Below are 23026 nucleotides of genomic sequence, written 5' to 3'. Positions count from 1 at the left end.
GCATCACCCAGTTAATGCGACGGACCTGCACACCAGGTGTGCCGGATGACCCCGCTCGCCTGTCGATTTCAGAACCTGAGAGGTAATCATGCTTGCACCGACCGAACGTATCGAACACGACCTTCTCGGCGATCTCGCCGTGCCCGCGACCGCGTACTACGGCGTACACACGCTGCGCGCGCTGCAAAACTTTCCCATCACGGGTATTCCGATCTCCGTGTATCCGAACCTCGTCAACGCGCTGGCGAGCGTGAAAGAAGCCGCCGCGCTCGCGAATCACGATCTCGGCCTATTGAGCGCAGTGAAGATGCAGGCCGTCGTGCACGCATGCAGGCAAGTGCGCTCAGGCATCGCGCACGAGCATTTCGTCGTCGACGTGATTCAGGGCGGCGCGGGCACGTCGACCAACATGAACGCGAACGAGGTCATCGCCAATCTCGCGCTCGAACATCTCGGGCAACAGCGCGGCGAATACGCGGTTCTTCATCCGAACGAGGACGTGAATCTCGGCCAGAGCACCAACGACGTCTATCCGACCGCGCTCAAGATCGCCACGTACGCGGGCATCATGCAACTGGTCGACGCGATGGGCGTGTTGCGCGCATCGTTCGAACGCAAGGCGGTGGAATTCGGCAACGACCTGAAGATGGGCCGCACGCAGCTTCAGGACGCCGTACCGATGATGCTCGGCCAGGAGTTCAGCACCTTCGCTGTGATGCTCGGCGAAGATGAAGAACGGCTGAAGGAAGCGGCCCAGCTCATCTGCGAGATCAATCTCGGCGCGACGGCGATCGGCACCGGCATCAACACACATCCGGAATACGCGCAGCTTGCATGCAGGCACTTGAGCGAAATAACCGGTATCGCGTTGACCACGTCGCCGAATCTGATCGAAGCGACGCAGGATGTCGGTTCGTTCGTGCAGCTCTCCGGCGTACTGAAGCGCGTCGCCGTAAAACTCTCCAAGACCTGCAACGATCTTCGCCTGCTTTCGAGCGGTCCTCGCGCGGGCCTCGGCGAAATCAACCTGCCGCCGGTGCAGGCGGGTTCGAGCATCATGCCGGGCAAGGTGAATCCGGTGATTCCGGAGGTCGTCAACCAGATCGCGTTCGAAGTCATCGGCAACGATGTGACGGTGAGCTTCGCCGCCGAAGCGGGGCAGCTCCAGCTCAACGCGTTCGAGCCGATCATCGCGCACAGCCTGTTCAAGAGCGTCGCGCATTTACGCGCAGGGTGCCTCACGCTCGCGTCGAAATGCGTCGACGGCATTACGGCGAATCACGAGCGGCTGCGCGCGATCGTCGAGAGCTCGATCGGCATCGTGACCGCGCTGAACCCGTACATCGGCTATACGCACTCGACCGAAGTCGCGAAGGAAGCGCTTGCGTCGGGCAAAAGCGTCGCGCAGATCGTGATCGACAGAGGGCTGTTGAGTGAGGCGCAGCTCGACGAGATTCTTCAACCCGCCATGCTGACGCAACCAAGAAAGATGTCGTCGGCGGCGTGAGCGACGAAGGTTGTTCCGGTCACAGGTCGCGTACATATGCACGCGACTCTTTTAAACGATGGAGGAGAGAAAGATGAACGGCAACACGATCGATCGAAATGCAAGGCGGCTGTGCGGTTCGGCGGCACTGCTGATCGCGGCACTTGCCGCGGGTACCTGCGTACAGGCTGCCGACGCGTCATCGCAACAGGCAGGCGCCGTCACGGCAACGCCGCGTGTTCTGGTGCTGGCCACCGGCGGCACGATCTCGGGAACCGCCGATCCCCGTTCGGCGATCGGCTACAACTCGGGCAACGTGAAGGGGCAGGAACTGGTGCGCGGCGTGCCGGGCTTCGAGAAGCTCGCGAGCATCAGCGCGGAGCAGATCTCGAACGTCGGCTCGCAGGACATGAACGACAAGATCTGGTTGCAGCTTGCGCGGCGGATCGACGAGGTCTTCGCGCGGAACGAGGCCGACGCCATCGTGATTACGCACGGCACCGATACGATCGAGGAAACGGCGTTCTTCCTGAGCAACGTGCTGCGCTCCGACAAGCCGGTAGTGCTGGTCGGCTCGATGCGACCGGGCGGTTCCACGAGCGCCGACGGTCCCGGCAATCTGTACGAAGCCGTCGAAGTGGCGGCGAGCCCGCAGTCGAGTGGCCGAGGCGTGATGGTCGTGATGAACGACCAGATTCACGCGCCGCGCTGGATCACCAAGACCAATACCACGGCGGTACAGGCGTTCGCGTCGCCGAATGCCGGCGCGATCGGTTATGTCGATCCGGCCAGTGTGCGCTTCGTGATGCCGGCGGTGCAATCGACGCGCGCTGCGCTGAGCCTGCCCGCGAGTGGGCAATTGCCGCGCGTCGATATCGTCTACGCGCATAGCAACATGGATGGCCGCCAGATCGATCATGCGATCGCCGATGGCGCGAAGGGCATCGTCGTCGCCGGCGAAGGCGATGGTGACATGTCGAAGGAAGCCCTCGCGGCGCTCGACCGCGCGGCGGCGAAAGGCATCGTGGTGGTTCGCTCGACGCGCCTCGTGTCGGGGTTCGTGAACCGCAACGTCGAGGTGGACGACGACAAGCGCGGTTTCGTCGCATCGCTCGATCTGAATCCGCAGAAGGCGCGATTGCTGACGCAATTGCTGGTGGCCAACGGCATGACCGATCCCGTCAAGGTACAGCAGGCGTTTAGCGGGACGTGGTGACGGGTTGGGCGCCGCCGGTCAGGGGCGCTGCCGCTTATAAAGCCGCGCGTAGTGCCTCATCGGCAACGGCAAGACGCAACGCAATGGTCTTCACGAGAAACCGATGCAACTGTTGCGCCGTCGCCGGATCCTGCTGTTCGAGTTCGAGCAGCCGGGAGATCGACAGGCGGTACACGCGCGTCGGTGCCTCGGCAATCACATCCGCGCTGCGCTGTTGCTGCGTGTACACCGCCATTTCCCCCACGACCGTGCCCGGGCCGAACGAGCGCAGACGCGCCGAGCGGCCATCGGCGAGCGGCAGCGAGATCGCGACACGTCCTTGCTCGACGAAATACAGCGCGTCGCCCGGCTCGCGATGACGAAACAGCGCCTGCCCCGAAAGCAGATCGTGCACCTCCAGACACGCGATCAAGCCGTTCAACGCGCCGGCCGTGAAATGCGGCTCGAGCATCGCCCGCAGATCGCCGCCATGCGCGATCGCGAGCGAGTTCGACGCGAGCAGATTGTCTTCGATCCATTCGAGACCCGCATCGAGCGTATCGAATTCATGGATCTTCAGACTGAGCGTGCCGGTCTTCACGAGCAGATCGCGCGAGCGCGGCGGCAGCGCGGTCAACACGAGGTCCACGCTTCTCGCTGCGCAGAGCTGTCTGAGTTTGACGAAGCTGATTGATACGGATGCATCCATGCCATGTGTCGCCGCAAAGTCGAGCACGACGAAGCGGACCTGCGACGGATTCCCGGCGCCGAATCGCTCGCGAAGGCGCTGCAGAATCGAATTGGCCGTGCCGAAGAAGAGAAACCCTTGCAGGCACATTCCGCATACCTGGGGGCCGATTGCGCGCAGAGCCTGGGTGTCTTCGATGCTGCGCTCAACATTCGAGGTCCGCGCGCGCAGGTCGAACTCCATGCGTATGCAGCCGACCCGACCGTAGAGCAGCGTGAACATCACACACGCTGCAACGACGCCCACCCCTACGCCGACGATCACGCCGTACGCCGCGATAGTGCCGAGAATCACGGGCACGAGCAGATACTCATACCAGTTGAGCTTGGTCCAGGCGCCCGCGAGCCAATGCACGAGCAAGCGCAGCCCCATGAAGAGCTGAAGGCCGACCAGCACCGGCACCGGAAAGAGCGCCACGATGCCCGGCGAAGTGGCGAGCACGACCACACACGCGAGCGAGGCGAACACGCCCGCCACCCGGCTCGTCGCGCCCACCCGCGCGTTGAGCATCGAGCGATTGAACGACTGGTAGCCGACCATGCCGCCCAGCAGTCCGCTCGCGAGATTGGCGAGGCCGGCGGCGCGCATCTCGCGATTGAGGTCGACGTCCTCCCCGGTGGCCGCGCCGATCGCCGTTGAATTCATCAGGATCGTCACGGCCGACACCGAGGTCACCACCAGACTCTCGGGAAGATGCGCGCCGACCGCCGACCAGTCGATGCCGCCCTGTCCGAGCCTCGCGGCCAGGTGCAACTCCGGCAGCCCGGAAAGGTGCAGCTTGACGCGCGGCAGCAGCAGACCCATGCCGCGCGCGTCGTCGATCGAAACTCCGGCAACCTGCAGCAGAACGTAGAAAAGCACGACGCCGAAGGCCAGCGTGAGCGGCAGCGCGGCAATGTGCTGCCACGTGCGCATCAGCACCGTGGCCAGCACGCCGACGACCAGCGCCGGAACCCATGTGAGCCAGTGAAGGTGCGCGAGCAACGCGAGCGTGTGCCACTGCAGCGGCTGGCCCGTCAGCACGCGGAACGCCCCGGCGAGCAGCAGGTAGCCCGTGCCCGCGAGAAATCCGCCGAGCACCGGATAGGGCAGGAACTGCAAGGAGCGGCTGCGCTTCGACGAGCCGATCGCATAGAGCACGATGCCCGTCATGAGCGAACAGAGCGCGATGGCGATCAGCACAGTGAGGATCAGCGTCTGCGGTGAACCGCCGTCCGCGCGCACGCTGCTGGCCACCCCCGCCGCCACGCCCGCGAGAAAGGCTGCGGCGTTGCTGTCGGGGCCGCCAATGTTGACGCGCATCGAACTCGTCAAGGCGATCACGAGCGCCGTGACGACGCAGCTCACGAGCGCGGTGGGCACGCCCAGCATCGCGTAGCGGGCAAGATCGGCGCTAAAGATCATCGTGCCGAGGCTCATCGCATAGCACAGCATGACGAGCGCCGAAACGGCGCCCGCCGCCACGTCGCCTGGCAGACCCGCCAAACGCGAGCGCAGCGGGATCTCGGAGACGGAAACGGTCTTGCCCGGCTTCACGTGGATTCCCGGTCGAATGCAAGGGCGCCGTGAGGCGCGCCAGCCAGTATCCTGCTCGGCTCGAACGGCTGTCAAACGCGATGCAGCGTGCTTATCGGACACCTACACTGATTATTCATCGGCCCCGTACCTGGCGAACTCCACGCAAAGACCATGCAGCTCCGGAGCCGTTCACACCGGCGGCAGGCGCGCTATTCGTCTGAGCTTTTGCCCGCGGGGCCACGCATCGGAGGCGGGGCGACGAACATGGATATCGAGAAATGGCTGCGGGACCTCGGGCTCGAGCAGTACGCCCACGCGTTCGCGGCAAACGACATCGACATGTCGCTGCTCGGGCAGCTGAGCGACGTGGACCTGAAAGAGCTGGGGGTACAGTCGCTCGGCCACCGTAAGCGCATTCTGGCCGCGGCGGCAGGCGCCCTAACGGCAGCCGCGCCGCTACCGCCCCAGACGTCCGCCGACAATGACGTGCCCGCGGACGAGCGCAGGCAGGTCACGATTCTGTTCGCCGATCTCTGCGGCTACACGATGCTGTCGCGCTCGCTCGATCCCGAAGACTTGCGCGCGCTGATCGGACGCTACACGGCGCTGGTCGACGGGATCGTGCTCGCCTATGGCGGCACGATCGACAAGCACATCGGCGACGCGGTGATGGCGCTGTTCGGCGCGCCCCGCTCGCACGAGACGGACACGCTGCGCGCCGCCCGTGCCGCTCTCGACATTCACGACGGCCTGGCGCGGCTGGCCGCGCAGGCCGGGCGGCCGTTGCAGGCGCATATCGGCATTGCGAGTGGCGAGGTCATCGCGGGCGCGCTGGGCCGCGCCGACGCGCAGGACTACACCGTGCATGGCGATCCGGTGAACCTGGCCGCTCGGCTCGTGGCAGCCGCGGCCGCCGGCGAAACCTGGATATCCGACGACGCGGCGCGCACGCTCGGCGACGCCGCCAGTTGCGAAGCAATCGGCGAACGGCGCTTCAAGGGCATCGACACGCCGGTGCGGGCATGGCGGCTCGTCGCGCTTGGCAGCGAGCCCGTCAGGACGAGCCGCAGCCGCTTCGTCGGACGCGAAGCCGAGCTTGAACAGTTTCACGGCATCCTTCATGCGTGCATGGCAAGGCGCGCAGGGCATGTCGTTCATGTGCGGGGCGAAGCCGGGATCGGCAAGACGCGGCTCGTCGACGAGATGCGCCGCCATGCGCAGGCACAGGGCTTCACGCTCCATCGAAGCCTCGTGCTCGATTTCGGCGTCGGCAAGGGCCAGGATCCGGTGCGAACCATCATTGGAAGCCTGCTCGGCTTACCGGCCGGTGCATCGAGTGAAGCGCGGCAGGCCGCCGCCGCGCAGGTCGCGACCCAAGGTATCGTCAAGGCCGAGCATGTCGTGTTTCTGCACGACTTCCTCGACCTCCCGCAGAGCGCCGAATGGCAAACCATCTACGAGGCCATGGACCACGGCGCGCGCAAGCGCGGCAAGCAGGCGCTCGCCGTGAGGCTGACCGAGGACGCTTGCGCCCATGCGGCGACGCTCATCGTCGTCGAAGACCTGCATTGGGCCGATGCCGAAGTCATCGGCTACCTGTCGGCGTTCGCGTCAGGCATTGCCAACGGCACGGGCCTGCTGGTCACGACTTCGCGCGTGGAAGGCGATCCGATCGATGCAGGCTGGCGCGCACGTTGCCGCGACACCCCGTTCGCCACGATCGATCTCGGACCGCTTCGCAAGGACGAGGCCCAGAGCCTGGCGGGCAATTTCATCGATGCGACCCAGCGCGTCGCGCTCGCCTGCATCGAGCGCGCGGGCGGCAACCCGTTGTTTCTCGAACAACTGCTGCGCTACGCTGAAGAAGGCAGCGGCAGCAACGTGCCCGCGTCGATCCGCAGTCTCGTGCTCGCGCGGATGGACCGGCTCGCGCCCCGTGACCGCCTGGCGTTCCAGGCGGCCGCCGTGATCGGCCAGCGTTTCGACCTCGCACTGCTGCGAGAACTGGTGGACGATCCTGGCTACGTCTGCGACGGCCTGCTCGTCAATTGCACTCGTGCTGCCGGAAGGCGACGACTTCCTGTTCGCCCACGCATTGATCCAGGAGAGCGCCTATTCGACTTTGTTGCGCGCGCGCCGCCGTGAACTTCATCTGCGCGCGGCCGAATGGTTCGCACAAAGCGATGTCACGCTGCACGCCCAGCATCTCGACCGCGCCGAAGACGAGCACGCGCCGCACGCCTACCTGGTCGCGGCGGCCGCACAGCGTGCCGCCCATCGTTTCGAAGCCGCGCTGCGGCTGGCCGAGCGCGGCGTCGAAATCGCGCAGTCGGACGCAGACCGCCATGCACTGAGCTGCTGCAAGGGCGAACTTCAGCGCGACCTGGGCGACATCGCAGGATCGATTGTGACGTACCGTACCGCACTCGCCGCCGCCACCGACGACGCCGCCCGATGCGACTGTCAGCTCGGGCTCGCGGAAGGTCTGCGTGTCAGCGAGGGTCTCGACGAAGCACTCGGCTTACTCGCGCAAGCGCAAAAGATCGCGGAGCGAGACAACCGGCTGGCGGAGCTTGCAAGCCTCCACTATCTGCGCGGCAACATTCTCTTTCCGCTCGGCAAGATCGACGCCTGCAGCGCCGAGCATGAGCGCGGTCTTGGCTACGCGCGGCGCCTCGGTCTGCCCGAGGCAGAGGCTCGCGCGCTCGGCGGCCTGGCGGATGCGGCGTATGCGCAGGGGCGCATGCGGACCGCGTTCCATCATTTCAGCGAATGCGTAGCGATGAGCCGCGAACACGGGTTCGGCCGTATCGAGGTTGCCAATCTGTCGATGCAGGGCTTCAGCCGCATTTATCTGAACGACGCAAGTCAGGCTCGCGAGGACGCAAGCGCCGCCGCCCGCGCCGCCGAGTTGATCGGGCAGCCTCGCGCGCAATTGCTGGGGGAGACGCTGGGGGTGTTCGCCTGCCAGGAACTGGGCGATGCGCAGGCGGCCAGCAAGCATCTGGTGCAGGAAATGCGTGTGATCCGGCAATTGGGTGCGCGCCGCTTCGAAGCGCAGAATCTGGAGATGCAGGGTCGCCTGTTACTGGACGAAGGATGCCGTAGTGAAGCAGTGGTGGCGCTGCGCGAAGCACTCGCCATCTCACGCGAGGTAGGGACTCAGTTTTCCGGGCCAAAGGCCTTGAGCGCACTGAGCCGTGCGGTTGACGATAACGGCGAGCGTACGCGGCTACTGGCTGAAGGCGAGGCGCTGTTGCGCCTCGGCGCGGTCGGCCACAACCACCTGTGGTTTTACCGCGACGCCGTCGAAGCGATGTTGGGGGCGGGCGATCCTGCTGGCATGCTGTACTACGTGGACGCACTCGAGGCCTATACACAGCGCGAACCGTTGCCGTGGTCCGAGCTTTTCGCGGCGCGTGGCCGTGCGCTGGCACTCGCGCTTCAGGCGCCGCTCAGCGAAGCCACGCGACATGAACTGCTGCGACTGCGAGAGGCGCTGCAGCAGGCCGGATTTCGCAATTACGTAAGCGCGGTCGAAGCGGCCCTTGCGGCTTGAGACACGCGCGTAGCCGATCCTCAGCGTGGCGCGGAATCGTCGTCGGGCGGGTCCTTGTGGACGACCTCCATGTCGATGGTGCGGGCGTCGTCGCCATACGCGACCGTCTGCCGGCGCAACGCGCGCATCTTCCACCACAGATACCCGACGACGATCGTGCCGACCGCGAACAGCACGGCGAACAGCACGATCGACAGCATCGCGGCCACCACGAACAGGATCGCGCTCAGGGCGACGGTCAGCAACCGGCCGAACCAGCCGGGGCCGCCGATCCGGATCCCTTTCTCATATGTCACCCGCCGCGGCGGCGGTCTGTCGTTTTGCATCGCTCGTCTCCCGGCCGCCGTCCGGCGGATGATGCGGGTAAGTCCTCATGCGTGGTCATTATGCAGGATGCGAACCGCTAACGTCGTCGGCGCGGCTCAGCGTATAGTCGACTGACGTCGTTAAGAAGCCCACGCGTTGGCTCGTTTAACTTCGGTAGTAAGTTGCCGCTCGCCAAGGCTGACAGGCGTGGTGTTTAGCGTGCAGGCCTTCTCTGTCTACCCGGTTGCACACTGCCAGGGCATGTTATGAAATCCGCCGGTTTTCAGCTACCTCGGTTGCCCGCGTGATCATGCGACGCCTGCATCTGCTCGAAATCGAAGACCAGCCGTGGTGCCCACGGGCGATCCGTGACGGCGGGACGGACTGGCTGCATTTCCTGGCCAATACCCACAAGGGCTTCAACGTCATCGCGGGCAAGCTGCGCGAAGCGATGCGGCGGGTCGGCAACGACCGGATCGTCGATCTATGTTCGGGCGGCGGCGGCCCGTGGCAGACGCTTGCACCGTTGCTCGCGCAGTCCGGACGCGTGACGGTGCAGCTGACCGACTTCTATCCCAATCGCGCCGCGTACGAGCGCGTATCCGCCGGGGCAGCCGGCCGCGTCACCTATGTGAGCGAACCGGTGGACGCGATGGACGTGCCATCGGGATTCGACGGCGTGCGCACGATGTTCAACGCTTTCCACCATTTTCGGCCGGACGATGCGCGGGCGATCCTCGCCGACGCGGTGATGAAGCGTCGCGCGATCGTCATCGTCGAGGGTGCCGACCACCGGCTGCTCGGTGTCGTGCTCATCCTGGTGATGCCGCTGATGATGCTCGCGCTGACTCCGCTGATCCGACCGTTTCGCTGGTCGCGACTAGCGCTCACCTATGTGCTGCCGGCTATCCCGCTGCTGTGTCTGTTCGACGGCATCGTGTCGATGCTGCGCATCTACAATCCCGACGAATTGCGTGAGATGGTGGCGAGTATCCCGGACCAGCAGAGCTTCGAATGGGACATCGGCACACTGCCGGTGCAGGGCTCGCCGATCGGTCTCACGTACCTTGTCGGTGTTCCCCGTCGACCTGCAGGCTAAACGCAAGCGGGCGCCGTCGGCAGCGGCGGGCCGATCACTTGCCGGCCAGATGGTCAGGTGTCTGGCTGTTTCCCACCGGAAGCTCGCCCATCGACTGAAACAGCGTCGCCGTATCGGCCAGGCGCCGGCCGATCAGGCGGATTTCTTCGAGCCTCGCTGTTTCGTACTGCTGCTCGCCGCCGCGGGCGGATGCAGCGGGCAGCGCGCCGAGCCGGTGACGTGACGTGACATCGTCGAACGCCTCGCGTGCCTCACGGGCAGCGCCGCTCGCGGCGTCGAGCGCCTGCGCGTCGTGTTCGAGCGACGCAAGCGTGTCCGCGACGTTTTCGAACGCCGCCAGCACGGTCTGCTTGTACTCGAACACGGCGGCCTCGTAGGTGTCGATTGCCGCGCGCCGCTGTGCGACGAGCGCGCCGCCATGAAAAAGCGCTTGCGACATCGTCGCGGCGATGCTCCAGATCGCGCCTGCGCCCGACAGCGCGAGCGGCCAGTTGAACCCCCCTTGTCCCATCGAGGCGTTCAGCGTCAGGCTCGGAAACAGCTGCGCCGTCGCGACGCCGACGTCGTCTGCCGCGGCTTTCAGCGCCGACTCGGCGGCCGCGATATCGGGCCGCGCGCGCAACAGGTCCGATGGCAGCACGACGGGCAGGTCCTGCGGCAAGTGCAGGCTCGCCAGCTCGGGCTCGGGCGGCGCCGCATCAGGCGTGCGGCCGAGCAGCACCGCAAGCGCATGTCTCGTCACCGTCAGCCGTTGCCGCAGATCGGCCACGCTGACCTCGAGCGCGGCGATGCTTTGCCGGGCAGTCGACACGTCGCCGCGTGTCAGCGATCCGAGTTCGTAATGCCGTTCGGTATCGTGAGCCTGATCGCCCGCAAGCGCGATCAATCGCCCGGTCGCGTCGATCTCGGCGCGCAACATCGCCGCCTCGATCGTCGCCGTGACGATGTTGGTGGCCAGTGCGCGGCGCGCGGCTTCGCGTTGATACGCGTCGATCTCGACACGCGCTGATCGGGCCGCGTTGGCTTTACGCACCGCGCCGAACAGGTCGAACGTATATTGCGCCTGGACTACGCCGATGAACTCGTTGTAAAGCAGCGTATTCGGGCCGCCGGGGACCGGGATGCCGAGATCGCGTCCGCGCGAGGCCTGCCCGACCAGATCGACCGACGGCAGCAGCGAGGCGCCGATCTGCGCCCGCAGTTGTTCGTGCGCGGCGGCAAGGTGCTTGTCGGCGGCAGCGAGGGTCGGGCTGTTGCGCAAACCTTCTTCGACGAGGTCATTCAACGCTGTCGATTCGAACAGCCGCCACCATTGCGGCACAGGCTGCGCGCCGGTGGCGAAGTGCTGCGCGACACCGAGCGCGGCGACCGTTTGCGCGGGCTGAGGCTCGACGCCGTAATGGGCGGGAGAGGGCATCGCGGGCGGCTCGCCGCCCGGACCGAACGAGCATGCGCCAAGCGCGATCGTCGCGGCCGCGCCGAACGCCGCGCGCCAACCGTGGATCGCCCCTGCCCGCGCTCGACCCGGCGCGCCGGCGAAATGCGGCGCGCTCGCGAGCGCCGGCCCGTCGACGGGGTTGCAGTCTGTGCCCACGATCAGCTCCACGTATATTCGATTGTCGGGGTCGCGGTTCGCACACCGCGTTCGAAGTGCCGCACCTTGAACGCGGTCGCGTACAGCGCGGGAACGAAGAACAGCGTCAGCACGGTGGCGCCCGTGATGCCGCCCATCAGTGCGGTCGCCATCGGTCCGAAGAAGGCCGAATGCAGCAGCGGAATCAGCGCGAGCACGGCTGCCGCTGCGGTCAGCATGATCGGGCGGAAGCGCCGGACCGTGGCACCGACGATCGCATCGAAGCGCCCCTGACCCGCGGCGATATTGCGTTCGATCTGATCGACCAGAATCACCGAGTTGCGCATGATGATGCCGGACATCGCAATCACGCCGAGCATCGCCACGAAGCCGAACGGCTTGCCGAACAGCAGCAGTGCGGCGACCACGCCGATGAGCCCGAGCGGCGCGGTGAGCAAGACCATCAGCACGCGCGCGAAGCTGCGCAGTTGAATCATCAGCAGCGTCAGCACCACGACGAGCATCAGCGGAAGCTGCGCGATCACCGACGCCTGCGCCTTGCCGCTGATCTCGCCGGCGCCGCCGGTCTCGATCCGGTAGCCGATCGGCAGCGACGCGCGTAGCGGCGCGAGCGTCCGATCGATCGCCTGGGTCACGTCGATATCCAACGCGTTGCCGCGCACGTCGGCCTGGACCGTGATCGTCGGTTGACGGTCGCGGTCCCAGATCACCGCGTATTCGAGTTCGTTGTTCAGGTGGGCGAGCGCACCGAGCGGCACCGGGCCGTTCGGCGTCGGCATCGCGAGGTTCACGATCTCGTCGGGGTCGACCCGCTCACGCTGCGGCGCGCGCAGGTCGACACTGATCAAGCGGTCGCGGACCCGGTACTGCGTGAACGTATAGCCCGACAGCGTCATTGCGAGGAAGCTCGCCACGTCTTCCGAGGTGACGCCAAGCTCGCGCGCCTTCTGCTGGTCGATCTCGAAGCGCACCGAGCGTTCGCCGGGTTCGTCCCAGTCGAAATGGACGCCCGTTGTGCGAGCATCGGCTTTCATCGTCGCCGCGACCTTTTCCGCGATCTCCCGCACGGTGGCGAGGTCGTTTCCGCTGACGCGAAACTGCACCGGATAGCCGACCGAGGGGCCCGTCTGGAGCGGCGAGACGCGCGCGCGCACGGCGGGAAAGCTGTTTTGCAGCGTGCTCGCGAGCCAGCGTTCGAGCTTCGTGCGGTCGTCGACGGACTTCGCGGTGATCACGAGCTGCGCGAAGTTGGGCTGCGGCAACTGCACGTCGAGCGGCAGGTAGAAGCGGGGGGCGCCCGCGCCGACGAAGTCGACCAGATGATCGATCTCGGGCCGGCCGGCCAGCGTCTTTTCGAGGCGCGCGGCTTCGCGCAGCGTCGCTTCGAACGACGCGCCTTCGGGCAGCCGCATGTCGACGAGCAGTTCGGGCCGCTCGGAGCTCGGGAAGAACTGTTGCGGCACGAGCGCGAAGCCGGCCAACGCGGCAACGAACAAGGCGGCCGTGACGCCGAGCACGACGAGGCGCCGCTTCACGCACCACGCGATGCAGTCGCGCAGGCGGTCATGAAAGCGGGTGGCGCGCGGCGCCGCCACCGGGGTCCGGCGCGTCTGCGCGTCGTCGCGCCGGCGGAGCTTGCGAAGCGCGCGGCGAGGCGTCTCGCGTGCGATGTCCTTGCGTTCGGGTAGCAGGTGATAGCCGAGCAACGGAATCAGCATGACCGCCGCGAACCACGAAGCGATCAGCGCAATCGCGGACACCTGAAAGATCGAGCGCGTGTATTCGCCGGTGGCCGATTTTGCCAGCGCGATCGGCAGGAATCCCGCCACCGTGACGAGGGTTCCCGTCAGCATCGGAAATGCGGTACTGCTGTAGGCGAACGCCGCGGCCCTCGCGCGGCCCCAGCCCTGCTCGAGCTTCACGGCCATCATCTCGACCGCGATGATCGCATCGTCGACGAGCAGGCCCAGCGCGAGGACCAGCGTGCCGAGCGAGATCTTGTGCAGGCCGATGTCGAAGGCGTTCATGCATAGCGCGGTGACCGCGAGCACGACCGGGATCGAGATCGCCACCACCACGCCGGCGCGACAGCCCAGTGAGATGAGGCTCACGGCCAGCACGATCACGATCGCTTCGGCGGCGGCCCGCAGAAAGCCGTTGACCGAATGCGAGACCGCGTGCGGCATGCTCGACACCTCGACGAGTTCGAGCCCCGCGGGCAGACGTGCACGCAATTCCGCTGTCTGCGCATCGAGCCGCTTGCCGAGCTGGATCACATCGCCGCCAGCCTGCATCGTGATGCCGATGGCGAGCACCGCGCGGCCGTCGGTGCGAACCTGCGAGACCGGCGGATCGTCGTAGCCGCGCCTGATCGTGGCAATGTCACCGAGACGAACCAGGCGGTGATTGATGTCGATCAGCGTGTCGGCCATCGCCTTCAGGTCGGTGAACTGGCCGCTCGGACGCACGTACACGCGGTCGAACGCGGTAGTCAGCGTGCCGCTCGGCGTGACCGCGTTTTGCGCGTTGATCGCCCGCGCGAGCTGTTGCGGCGTGATACTGAGCCGCGTCAATTGCGCGTTGGGAATCTCGATCGTGACGTGCTCGTCGGGGTCGCCGAAATAATCGACTTTCGCGACCCCGGGCACGCGCAGCAGCACGCCGCGCAGTTCGTCGGCATAGTCGTGCAATTGCGCCGGCGAGAACCCGTCGCCGGCGAGCGTATAGATGTTCGTGTAGACGTCGCCGAACTCGTCGTCGAAGTACGGCCCCCGCACGCCGGGCGGAAGCGTATCCGCGATGTCGGCCATTTTCTTGCGTACCTGGTACCACGTCTCGCGCACTTCGTTCACCGGCGCGGAGTCTTTCATCGTGAAGACGATCAGCGATTCGCCGGGACGCGAGTAGCTGCGCAAATAGTCGAGATGAGGCGTTTCCTGGAGCTTGCGGCCGATCCGGTCGGTGACCTGCTCCTCGACCTGGCGTGCGGTCGCGCCGGGCCAGAAGGTCCGGATCACCATCGCGCGGAACGTGAACGGCGGGTCCTCGGATTGTCCGAGCCGGGAATAGGCGAGCACACCGAACAGCGTCGCGAGCACGACGGCGAAGATGACGAGCGCCTGGTTACGGATCGCCCACGCGGACAGATTGAAGCGGCCGGTATCGTCCGCTGCCGGCCGCCGCGGTCCGCCCGTTCCGCCGGGTCCACCCGCTCCGTCGGGCCCCTGGCCGAACGGCGCTCTCATGACGCAAAGTCCTCGGGATGCAACGGCGCTACCGCGCGCACGGTTTCGCCGGCGCTGACGGTATGCACCCCTTGCAGCACGACGCGCTCGCCGTCGTTGAGGCCTCGCGCGACCGAGATCGTGCGGTCGTCGTAGCGGCCAACCTGGACCCGGCGCAGTTCCAGCGCCTGGTCGCCCGGCCGAACGACCCAGACGGCCGGCGCGTTGCCGTCGTGAAAGAGCGCGCTCGCGGGCAGCGTGATCGGGTCGTCCGCTTGCGCCTCGCCGGCCGCGGCGAACGTGACGGTGGCCGTCATGCCGAGGCGGACCTCGGGGCCTGGCCCATCGAGCGTCAGTTTCGCGCGATAGGTGCGGCTGCCGGGGTCCGCGGCCGGCGACAGCTCCCGCAGGTGTGCCGTGAAGCGTCTGCCCGTGGCGGCCGGCAGCGAGACGCTGGCCGCGCTGCCGATCGCCAGCGCGTTCAGCAGACTCTCGGGCACGTCGCAGAGAATATCGACCTCGCCGGACCAGGCGAGATGGTAGACCGCTTGTCCCGCCGCGACGTTCTGCCCGGTATCGGCGTCTTCGGCGGTGATGACGCCGGCATGGTCCGCCGTGAGGACCGTGTACTGCGTCTGATTCTTCAGCAGCGCGAACTGTTGTAGCGCCTGATCGCGCTGCGCGGCGGCCGCCACATACGCATCCTGGGTCTGCTCGAGCTGCGCTGTCGAGATCAGCTGTTCCTGCGCCTGCACCCGGTCGCGATCGAGTTGCTGCTCGGCGAAGGTGAGCCGATGCTGCGCCGCCATCAATTGGGCCTGCGCGCTCGCGAGGCTGCGTTGCGCGTCGTCGGCATCGAGCCGCGCGATCGCCTGGCCGGCCGTGACCGTATCGCCGAGCCGCAACTTCCGCTCGATCAGCTTGCCCGCGATGCGAAACGACAGCGGCGTCGCATAGCGTGCGTTGACTTCGCCCGGCAGCGTCGCGAGCACGGGCTTGCTGTCCCGATGCACGACCACGGCGATGACCGGGCGCGGCAGCGTCACCTCGGCTTCTTTCGCGTGACAGGCGGCGAGCGTGAGCGCGCCCGACAGCGTCAGCATGATCTCGCGCCAGCGCATGCTCACGAGTGTTCCTCCAGCTCGCCGGCTTCGAACTGTGCCTTGGTCCGGCGGCGCTGCACCTTGCCGCTCGAGGTCCGCGGCAAGCTGCCTGCCTGCACGATCGCAACGTGACCGACCTGCAGGCCCGCGCATTCGGCGACCTTATGCGCGATCGCACGCCGCAGCGCCGTGGCCTCCGCCGGCTTGCCCTCGGCACAGACGACCAGTGTCTCGTCGCCGTCGCGCATCACGCTGAACGCGATGACACCGCGGCATTGCACGCTCGGCAACTCGGCCACCGCCCATTCGATGTCCTGCGGATAGAGGTTCGAGCCGTGAATGACGATCAGGTCCTTGCTGCGGCCGCAGATATAGAGCTGGTCGCCGGCGAGGTAGCCGAGATCGTCGGTCTGCAGCCAGCCGTCGCGGTACGCGTCGGCGCTCGCGTCGGCCTGGCCGTAATAGCCCACGGTGATGCTGGGCCCGCGCGTGACGATTTCGCCGACGCAGCGTTCGGGCAACGCGCGCCCGGATTCGTCGACGATCCGCAACTCGTGGCCGGGAAAGCAATGGCCGCAGCCGACCAGTTCGATCGTGCGTAAGCCGTTATCACGCGCCGCCGGTATCGCTCGACCAAGCCCCAGCGCGGCCGCATAGACGACGTCGGTGACGAGCGGCTGGCCGTGGTCGTGAAACGTGATCGCGAGTGTTGCTTCGGCCATCCCGTAGCACGGCAGCAGCGCTTCCGCACGAAAACCGGCCGGCTCGAAGCGCGCGCAGAACTGGCGCAACGCTTGCGCGTTGATCGGCTCGGCACCGCAGCCGGCGACGCGCAGCCGCCGCAGATCGAGGCCTTCGAGGTCCTGGTCGCGGGTACGGCGAGCGGCGAGCGCGTACGCGAAGTTCGGCGCGAAGCTGATGGTGCCGCGGTATTTCGTGATCGCCTCCATCCAGAGGCCGGGCCGGCGCACGAACGCTTCGGTTGCCAGCAGCACGCTCGGCAAGTCGCAGATCAGCGCGCCGAGCACGCTGATGAGCCCCATGTCGTGGTGCAGCGGCAGCCAGCTGACATAGACGTCCTGCTCGCGCAGATCGATGCCGCGGGGTCCGAGGAACGCTGTCGCATTCGCGACCAGATTGCGATGCGTGACCATCACGCCTTTCGGCAGCGACGTGCTGCCCGACGTGTATTGCAGGAAGCACAGGTCATCGGGATGCAGCGTGGGCAAATCGCACGCGGGCGGCTCGCCGTCGAGCAGCGCTTCAATGGTCACGATACGTTCGAGGCCGGTGTCGACGGCGAGCACGTCCTCGATGGTCTCTCTTGTCGAGTTCGACGTGAGCAGCATCCGTGCGCCTGCCGAGCGCACGATGTGACTGACGGTTTCGGCGTAACGTGTGCGGGTCCTGAAGTTCAGGCTTCCGCGCGGAAATATCGGTACCGGGACGAGACCGGCGAACGAGGCGCCGAGGAAGCTCAGGATGAACGCTTCCGGGTCGAGGATCACGAGCGCGACGCGGTCGCCCTTGTTCAGCCCCAGCGCCACGAGCTTTTTCGCGTGGTTGCGCGCCTCGCGTTCGAGCGCCTCGTAAGGATAGTAGTGCTCGTCGCCGTGCGTGGAGACGAAGCGAAGGCCTCGAGCGTCGCCGCGCGGCAGTGCTGCAACGGCATCGACAAGCGTCTGGTCCATGGTGAGGGGTCCCCGGTCAGGTAATCGAGATTCAGTGATCGAGCGAAGCAGCGGGCGTCCAGTCGCGGATCGGCTGCAGCCGGCGACGCAGCAGCGCGATCACCTCGTCGTCGCTGCGCACCGGCGCGCCCGGCAAGCGCACGAAATGCGTGGCGAGCTTGCGGTGCTGGCGCGTGACGAGCAGCAGCCAGATCTGCGCGATGTCGATGCGATCGAACACGACCGCGTCCTCGCGACCGTACTTCTCGAGGTTCGCCGCGAATTCCTTCGTGAGCTCGCTGAAGTGCGTGCCTTTGCGGACGTGGTGGTAGATGTGATAACCGGCGTTGAAGACGCGCGCATTGAAACGCGAGTCGATCGTATTGGTGCTGCTCGTGTACGGGTTGTCAGGCTGATTGGGGTCGATGAACGCGTGCTGGACCCAGTTGCCGATCATCATCATCAGCCGCACGAACACGAACGGGAACACGAACACGACGAGCGTCGCCCGCAGGTTCCAGTACGCGGCGGCGGCAACCGCCGCGTAGAACGCGACCTCACCCACGAGCAGTTGCCTGATCAGCTTCGTATTGCGCGAGCGCCACAGATAGACGGACAGATCGAGCGGCACCAGCGCGGCGAAGCGCAGGTAGTAGTGCAGAAAGCCGATGACGCTATCGCGCTGAAACCGCATCGTGGAGCTCAGGTCGCGTGGCAGGTTGTCGTCGATGTGATGCATGCCCATGTGATGGACATAGAACGTGCCCGGCGTCTGACCGAAGAACGGACACAGCACCCAGTCGAGCAGGATCTCGAGCGCCCGGTACTGCTTCCTGAAGAGTCGCCGATGCAGCGTGCAGTGGTAGCTCATCGTGAAACGGTCGCCGAACGCGTTCCAGACGAGCACGTATGCAACGCCTAGCCACCAGGGAAAGCGGCCGAGCCCAAACAGCACGGCTGCGGCGGGAATGAATATCAGCGCGCACTGGAGGTAGAGCCGCAGGTGCGGCAGGTCGCGACGATCGTTGAGCAGGCGGTACATGGTGGTTTCCTTCGGGGGCGGTTTCAGTGGTCAACGGGCGGTCAATTCATGTCAGGTCGGCTCGGGCAGCTCGATCACGCCGCTATGGCCATCGACCTTGAGCTGCATGCCCGACTGCACGCGCGTGGTGAGGCCCGGAATCTGGACGACGGTCGGGATGCCGATTTCGCGGGCGACGATCGCGGCGTGGGTCAACGGACTGCCACGCTCGATCAGCAGCCCGGTCGCCGACGCGAATACGGGCACCCAGCCGGGGTCGGTCCGATAGGTGACGAGGATGCCGCCGTCGAACTCGTTCGCTTCGCGCACCACCTTCGCCCGTCCTTCGGCGAAGCCCGGCGAGCAGGGCGTGCCGCGCAGCGTCGCGCCGGCTGCGTGGGCAGGCGCCACGCGCAACGCGGCGAGGTTCGCCGGGTTGCTGAGCCAGGCCGCTACCGGGCCATGCGTGACGAAGCGTGGCGGCAGGTCAGCCATGTCGCGATAGCTGGCATCGTCGCGCTTGCGCTGCTCGATGAGCGGGCGCAGTTCGCGGTGGGAGACGGTGCCTTCGAAGCACCCGCGAATTTCCTCGAGGCGCAGATGGAAGATGTCGCGGCCCGTCGCCAGCACGCCGTCGGCGGCGAGACCCTCGCCGATTGCGCAGAACATCCGGCGCGCGACCCCGAACGCGCGCGAACGGCAAAAGCGCACGGTCTCGCGCGCCCGGATCGCGGCGCGCACGCGGCCGCGCGCGCGTGCAAAAATCCAGCGCTGCAGCGGATTGAGCCGCTCACGCAACAACGCGTCGATGTGCGCTTCGGTGGCGCTGCGATCGATCGACGCGGCACCATGCGCGAGCGCGGCCTTCAACATATCGAACAGCACGCCCGGGTCTTCGCGCAGATCGGGCTCTTCGAGCTTCAGTTCGTTGTTGCTGCGGTACGCGAAGTCGGCGAGGTAGCGCTCGATGTCGGCGACGATCCCGGGCGCGCCGCATCCGCGCAGCGCCGCATACGCAACGGCAGACGGCGTGTTGCGGATCAGCGCTTCGACCTGAGGCTTCGCCCGCACGGCTTGCGCAATCGCGGTCAGCCTGCGGACCGGCTCGATCGACTCGATGTCGTCCATGCCGCCGATCACCGCCACTTCGAGCCAGTCGGGCGCACCGGGCATCCACCGCTTGATCAGCCGCCGGACGACGCCGTAACTGAGCCCGATCGCCGACTCGAGCACGATCATCATGCCCCAGCGTGCTAGCAGCGCCTGCTCGAAGCGGCAGTAGTGCGCATAGACGGCGTCGGCGGGAAGCGAGCGATAGTCGAGCGCGTTGAACTCGTCGTAGACCGGATAGAAAAACGCGCGGAAGCGCTCGACGTTGCGCTCGAGACGCGCGAAGTGCCACGCGAACTTCGTGCCGCTCAAGGCCCGGATGCAGGCGAGTCCGGCGCGCGAGCCGGTCTTGTACGGCGCGATCAGCGCGGCGAAGCTCGCCAGATCGAGCGGCTCGTCGACGCCCATCTGGACTTCCATCATCTTGCGTCCGAGGTTTTGGAACGGCGCGAGCCCGGAAAGCTTGTACCAGTGCAGCAGGTTGTAGTACACGCGCCCGTTCAGGAACGCGAGCGTCGAGCCGAGGAAGCCATCCATCTCGCGCCGCTGCTTGTGCGGAATCGCGAGCAACCGGCAGAACTCGCGGAACACCTGCGCATAGACGTGCTGCGCGAAGGTGAAGGTCAGTTGCGTCGTCACGCCGGGATAGTTCTCGACGATGTTGGAGTTGTCCCACAGCTGAAATTCGCCGGTCCGCGATGGGGCCGGTGCGATCGGCGTGGTCACGGGGCGCGCCTGCAGAATCCACAGCTGGTGCTCCGCGATACACCATTCGATGTCGAGCGGCTCGCCGAGCTTACTTTCGAGCGTGCGGGCCGTTGCCACGACGCGCCCGATCTCGTCGTTAGAGAGGGCCGCTGCGTCACGCAGCGCGGCCGGCACCTCGCGGATTTGGCGGCCGTCATGACGCTCGTGTTTTTCACCGATCACCACGTGCTTGGGCTGTCCGGTGTGGCGATCCACGGTGATCGTGTCGGCGTCGACCGCGCCCGACACGAGTCCCTCGCCAAGCCCGTAGACGGCGCTCAGCACGAGCTCGTCGCGGTTGCCGTTGGCCGGGTTGACCGTGAACACGACGCCGCTCGTGTCCGCCTGAACGAGGCGCTGCAGGATCACGGCCATACCGGCGCCGGCGATATCGAGTCCGTGCTGATGCCGGTAGCGCAGCGAGCGCTCGGAATACGCGGAAGCCCAGCACCGGCGTACGTGTTCGAGCGTCGAGTCGAGCCCGCGGACGTCGAGGAACGTGTCGAACTGGCCTGCGAACGAGAAGCTCGCGCTGTCTTCTTCGATGCCGGACGAGCGCACCGCGAGCGGTCCGTCTCCAATGATGTCGTGCGCGCGTTCGATGTCGGTGCGCAACGCGGCGCTGATGTCGCACGTCAGCACGGCCTCGCGGATCGCGCTCGCGATCGCGGCGGCGTTCGCAGGCGTGAAGTCGCGCAATAGCGCGGCGATGGTCTGATCGAGGCCGCCGTCGCGGCGGAACTCCGCGAAGCAGTCGGTGCCGAGAATCGCCCAGTGCGGCACCGCCACGCCGAGGTTCGCAAGCCGATGGAGCGATCGTCCCTTGTTGCCGGCGAGCCGCTCGATGGTTTCGGCCGGACTCGCCGCGCTCAGGATCAGGCGTGGCGATGCTGTCGGGGCGGCGCAGCTTTGGGCCGATTCGAATTCGCCGCGTGCGCGTGTAATGGTGTCGAATGTCATTGAGGTCCCCGTTGCTCAGGTGCTCGACGAAGCGAGCAGGTCTCTTGCTTCCTCGGCTGTACCGCGCCCGCCGTGAGCGGTCTGCGGGAAGCGCGCGTGCAGATGCGCGCCGAGGTTGATCCAGTCGTAGGCGGCGTGGATCGTTCCGCGCCAGCCCGACGCCGTATCGAAGCTCGCCGGAAACTGCGGGTCGCCGCCGAGGTCGCGCAGACGCTGCGCGAGTTCATCGGCGAGCGCGACGTAACGCTGTGCATCGCGAGCCGATCCGATCGAACACTGTTCGAGTTCGCGGATGCCGTCGATCAGCGCCGCATCGAGCGGCAGCAGCCGGATCGCGTCGAGCGTCGCTTCTTCCATCGTCGACTGCGGCGTCACGCCATGCGCCCCGAGCGTGACCATGCAGGCGGTCTGCATCATCCGTTGCAGCGCGTACTCGAGCACCTTCCATTGGCCGCGCTGGAGTGCGCCCTGGGCGTCCTCGCGCGCGTTCTCGAGACCGATGTTGGCCCAGATGATCTCGAGACCCGCTTCGGCGAAGCGCCCGGCGGGCATCGGCAGCAACTGGGCACCGCTCGCGCGGCCGCCCGCGAGGCGCGCGCCGTCGATCGAAATCAACGGCGCGCGCGACGCCGGCGTCGACGTCGCCTGCTGACGTGCGTGGATTTCTCCGCTGCCCTTCCAGCGCAGGCTGACGAGACCCAGCCGGCTGAAGTCCGCGATCAGCGCGCGCTGCCGGCTCGCCGCTTGCGCGTCGCCACGGCTGGCGATGGCCGTGCATGGCGTGTCGAAGGTGATCGCTCGCCAGGCCTCGGCCGCTTCGTCGTCGAGCGCAAAAACGTCGCTACCTCGCAGCACGTGGACCCGTTCGCCGATCTGCCAGGTCGTCGTGTCCTTGCCGGGGCCAATCAGCACGTTGTCGGCCATGAGGCTCACACCGTTGACGCCGAACTCGCGGATCAGCGCGACCCCCGCCGCGAGGAACCCGCTTTCGGCGCCATGCTCGCGCGGCGCGTGCAGCAGGCTCCACAGACGGCCGACGCGGCCGGCGTCGACGGCCGCGCGTTCGAGTTGCAGCGACAGCCATTTCGGGCTCATGTAGCACTCGCCGAGGCGCGCCACGTGACTCTTCGCCGCATGAAACGCGGCGGTCCTGATCCAGGCGCGTGCGTAGTCGGGCTCGCCGAGCGCGAACATCGCCACCGCATAACGGCCGGTCTGACGCGCGAAATCCTCGAACCACAGCGCCACCGCCTCGCAGAGCGCCTCGCGGCCAAGCGCCGCTTGCAGCGTCTCGATCAACGCCGGGTTGTCGATCGGCAGCGCGCCGATAAAGCGCTGGCACCGTTCGAGCAGATTCCACGACAGGCGCGCGACCGCGCGCCGGCCTTTGCCGAGCGCTGCGCGAACCTGCGCGAGTTCGCGGCGCAGCCGCGCTGGACTCAGCAACCTGACCTCGACGCGGCGGCCGTCGATGAACAGGATGTACGGCATCGTGGCTGGCTCTAGCCCGCTATCGACGATCGCGACGAAGTCGACGTCGGAGCGCTCGTTGCCAAAGCCTTCGGCGATCGAGCCTTCGAGAAACACGGCGCTCGGTGCCCGCTGTTCGAACTGGGCGCCGAGCGCGGCCCGCGCTTTTTGCCAGAGCTCGGCGAGCATCGGATCAGTCATCAACATGGTTAGGCT

14 protein-coding genes are annotated in these 23026 nt (G+C 66.6%); 5 read left to right on the top strand and 9 right to left on the bottom strand.

The annotated features are described in order from the left end of the window. Positions 1 to 88: 88 nt before the first annotated feature. Together aspA and OKW28_RS19215 are read left to right on the top strand one after the other, a co-directional pair. Positions 89 to 1507 carry an aspartate ammonia-lyase gene (aspA, locus tag OKW28_RS19220; protein ID WP_429448054.1) on the top strand — a complete coding sequence of 473 codons (1419 nt, stop codon included), beginning with the start codon at positions 89 to 91 and terminating at the stop codon, positions 1505 to 1507. 73 nt (positions 1508 to 1580) lie between these two features. Further along, complete coding sequence (locus OKW28_RS19215; protein WP_429448052.1) at positions 1581 to 2702, top strand: asparaginase; 1122 nt, start codon at positions 1581 to 1583, stop codon at positions 2700 to 2702. Between the two features lie 34 nt (positions 2703 to 2736). On the opposite strand, the gene OKW28_RS19210 is transcribed toward OKW28_RS19215, so the two are convergent. Next, a complete protein-coding gene (locus tag OKW28_RS19210; RefSeq protein ID WP_429448050.1) occupies positions 2737 to 4965 on the bottom strand; it encodes a SulP family inorganic anion transporter in 2229 nt (742 codons plus the stop codon). 246 nt (positions 4966 to 5211) lie between these two features. On the opposite strand from OKW28_RS19210, the gene OKW28_RS19205 reads away from it, so the two are divergent. Beyond that, positions 5212 to 7092, top strand: a complete 1881-nt coding sequence (locus OKW28_RS19205) for an adenylate/guanylate cyclase domain-containing protein (protein WP_429448049.1) — start codon at positions 5212 to 5214, stop codon at positions 7090 to 7092. Continuing rightward, the gene (locus OKW28_RS19200) at positions 7004 to 8506 is read left to right on the top strand and encodes a hypothetical protein (RefSeq protein ID WP_429448047.1); all 1503 of its coding nucleotides are present in this window, start codon (positions 7004 to 7006) and stop codon (positions 8504 to 8506) included. Before OKW28_RS19205 ends, OKW28_RS19200 begins: the two co-directional genes overlap by 89 nt. Before the next feature lie 20 nt (positions 8507 to 8526). Here the strand turns inward: OKW28_RS19200 and OKW28_RS19195 are convergent, their stop codons facing one another. Beyond that, entirely contained in the window at positions 8527 to 8832 is a 306-nt protein-coding gene (locus tag OKW28_RS19195) for a hypothetical protein (protein WP_429448046.1), read from the bottom strand. A gap of 290 nt (positions 8833 to 9122) precedes the next feature. On the opposite strand from OKW28_RS19195, the gene OKW28_RS19190 reads away from it, so the two are divergent. Further along, positions 9123 to 9911, top strand: a complete 789-nt coding sequence (locus tag OKW28_RS19190) for a class I SAM-dependent methyltransferase (protein ID WP_429448044.1) — start codon at positions 9123 to 9125, stop codon at positions 9909 to 9911. A 34-nt stretch (positions 9912 to 9945) separates the two neighbouring features. Here the strand turns inward: OKW28_RS19190 and OKW28_RS19185 are convergent, their stop codons facing one another. The 7 genes from OKW28_RS19185 to OKW28_RS19155 are packed head-to-tail and all read right to left on the bottom strand — an operon-like array spanning position 9946 to position 23017. Beyond that, positions 9946 to 11505, bottom strand: coding sequence for an efflux transporter outer membrane subunit (locus OKW28_RS19185; protein WP_429448042.1), 1560 nt, complete (start codon positions 11503 to 11505; stop codon positions 9946 to 9948). A gap of 2 nt (positions 11506 to 11507) precedes the next feature. Further along, the gene (locus tag OKW28_RS19180; protein WP_429448040.1) at positions 11508 to 14750 is read right to left on the bottom strand and encodes an efflux RND transporter permease subunit; all 3243 of its coding nucleotides are present in this window, start codon (positions 14748 to 14750) and stop codon (positions 11508 to 11510) included. Then, positions 14747 to 15850 (bottom strand): efflux RND transporter periplasmic adaptor subunit, encoded by a 1104-nt coding sequence (locus OKW28_RS19175; protein WP_429448798.1) that lies wholly within the window; start codon positions 15848 to 15850, stop codon positions 14747 to 14749. The genes OKW28_RS19180 and OKW28_RS19175 overlap by 4 nt, the downstream gene beginning before the upstream one ends. A 2-nt stretch (positions 15851 to 15852) precedes the next feature. Continuing rightward, positions 15853 to 17523 (bottom strand): fatty acyl-AMP ligase, encoded by a 1671-nt coding sequence (locus tag OKW28_RS19170; protein WP_429448039.1) that lies wholly within the window; start codon positions 17521 to 17523, stop codon positions 15853 to 15855. A 31-nt stretch (positions 17524 to 17554) separates the two neighbouring features. Next, positions 17555 to 18544: a fatty acid desaturase gene (locus tag OKW28_RS19165; RefSeq protein ID WP_429448037.1), complete on the bottom strand. Its 990-nt coding sequence runs from the start codon at positions 18542 to 18544 to the stop codon at positions 17555 to 17557. Between the two features lie 51 nt (positions 18545 to 18595). Continuing rightward, on the bottom strand, positions 18596 to 21340 hold the full coding sequence (locus OKW28_RS19160; protein ID WP_429448035.1) for a phosphoenolpyruvate synthase: 2745 nt from the start codon (positions 21338 to 21340) through the stop codon (positions 18596 to 18598). A 15-nt stretch (positions 21341 to 21355) separates the two neighbouring features. Further along, positions 21356 to 23017, bottom strand: coding sequence for a nucleotidyltransferase domain-containing protein (locus OKW28_RS19155; protein ID WP_429448033.1), 1662 nt, complete (start codon positions 23015 to 23017; stop codon positions 21356 to 21358). Positions 23018 to 23026 lie beyond the last annotated feature (9 nt).

Source organism: Paraburkholderia sp. 40, assembly GCF_050434105.1.
In the GTDB taxonomy this organism is placed as follows: domain Bacteria; phylum Pseudomonadota; class Gammaproteobacteria; order Burkholderiales; family Burkholderiaceae; genus Paraburkholderia; species Paraburkholderia tuberum.
This window is presented reverse-complemented; position numbering and strand designations above follow the sequence as displayed.

Coding starts and splice junctions, on each gene's coding strand:
- OKW28_RS19165 (WP_429448037.1), bottom strand. CDS start 18,544: ATGTACCGCCTGCTCAACGATCGTCGCGACCTGCCGCACCTGCGGCTC.
- OKW28_RS19205 (WP_429448049.1), top strand. CDS start 5,212: ATGGATATCGAGAAATGGCTGCGGGACCTCGGGCTCGAGCAGTACGCC.
- OKW28_RS19180 (WP_429448040.1), bottom strand. CDS start 14,750: ATGAGAGCGCCGTTCGGCCAGGGGCCCGACGGAGCGGGTGGACCCGGC.
- OKW28_RS19160 (WP_429448035.1), bottom strand. CDS start 21,340: ATGACATTCGACACCATTACACGCGCACGCGGCGAATTCGAATCGGCC.
- OKW28_RS19175 (WP_429448798.1), bottom strand. CDS start 15,850: ATGCGCTGGCGCGAGATCATGCTGACGCTGTCGGGCGCGCTCACGCTC.
- OKW28_RS19190 (WP_429448044.1), top strand. CDS start 9,123: ATGCGACGCCTGCATCTGCTCGAAATCGAAGACCAGCCGTGGTGCCCA.
- OKW28_RS19170 (WP_429448039.1), bottom strand. CDS start 17,523: ATGGACCAGACGCTTGTCGATGCCGTTGCAGCACTGCCGCGCGGCGAC.
- aspA (WP_429448054.1), top strand. CDS start 89: ATGCTTGCACCGACCGAACGTATCGAACACGACCTTCTCGGCGATCTC.
- OKW28_RS19155 (WP_429448033.1), bottom strand. CDS start 23,017: ATGTTGATGACTGATCCGATGCTCGCCGAGCTCTGGCAAAAAGCGCGG.
- OKW28_RS19215 (WP_429448052.1), top strand. CDS start 1,581: ATGAACGGCAACACGATCGATCGAAATGCAAGGCGGCTGTGCGGTTCG.
- OKW28_RS19195 (WP_429448046.1), bottom strand. CDS start 8,832: ATGCAAAACGACAGACCGCCGCCGCGGCGGGTGACATATGAGAAAGGG.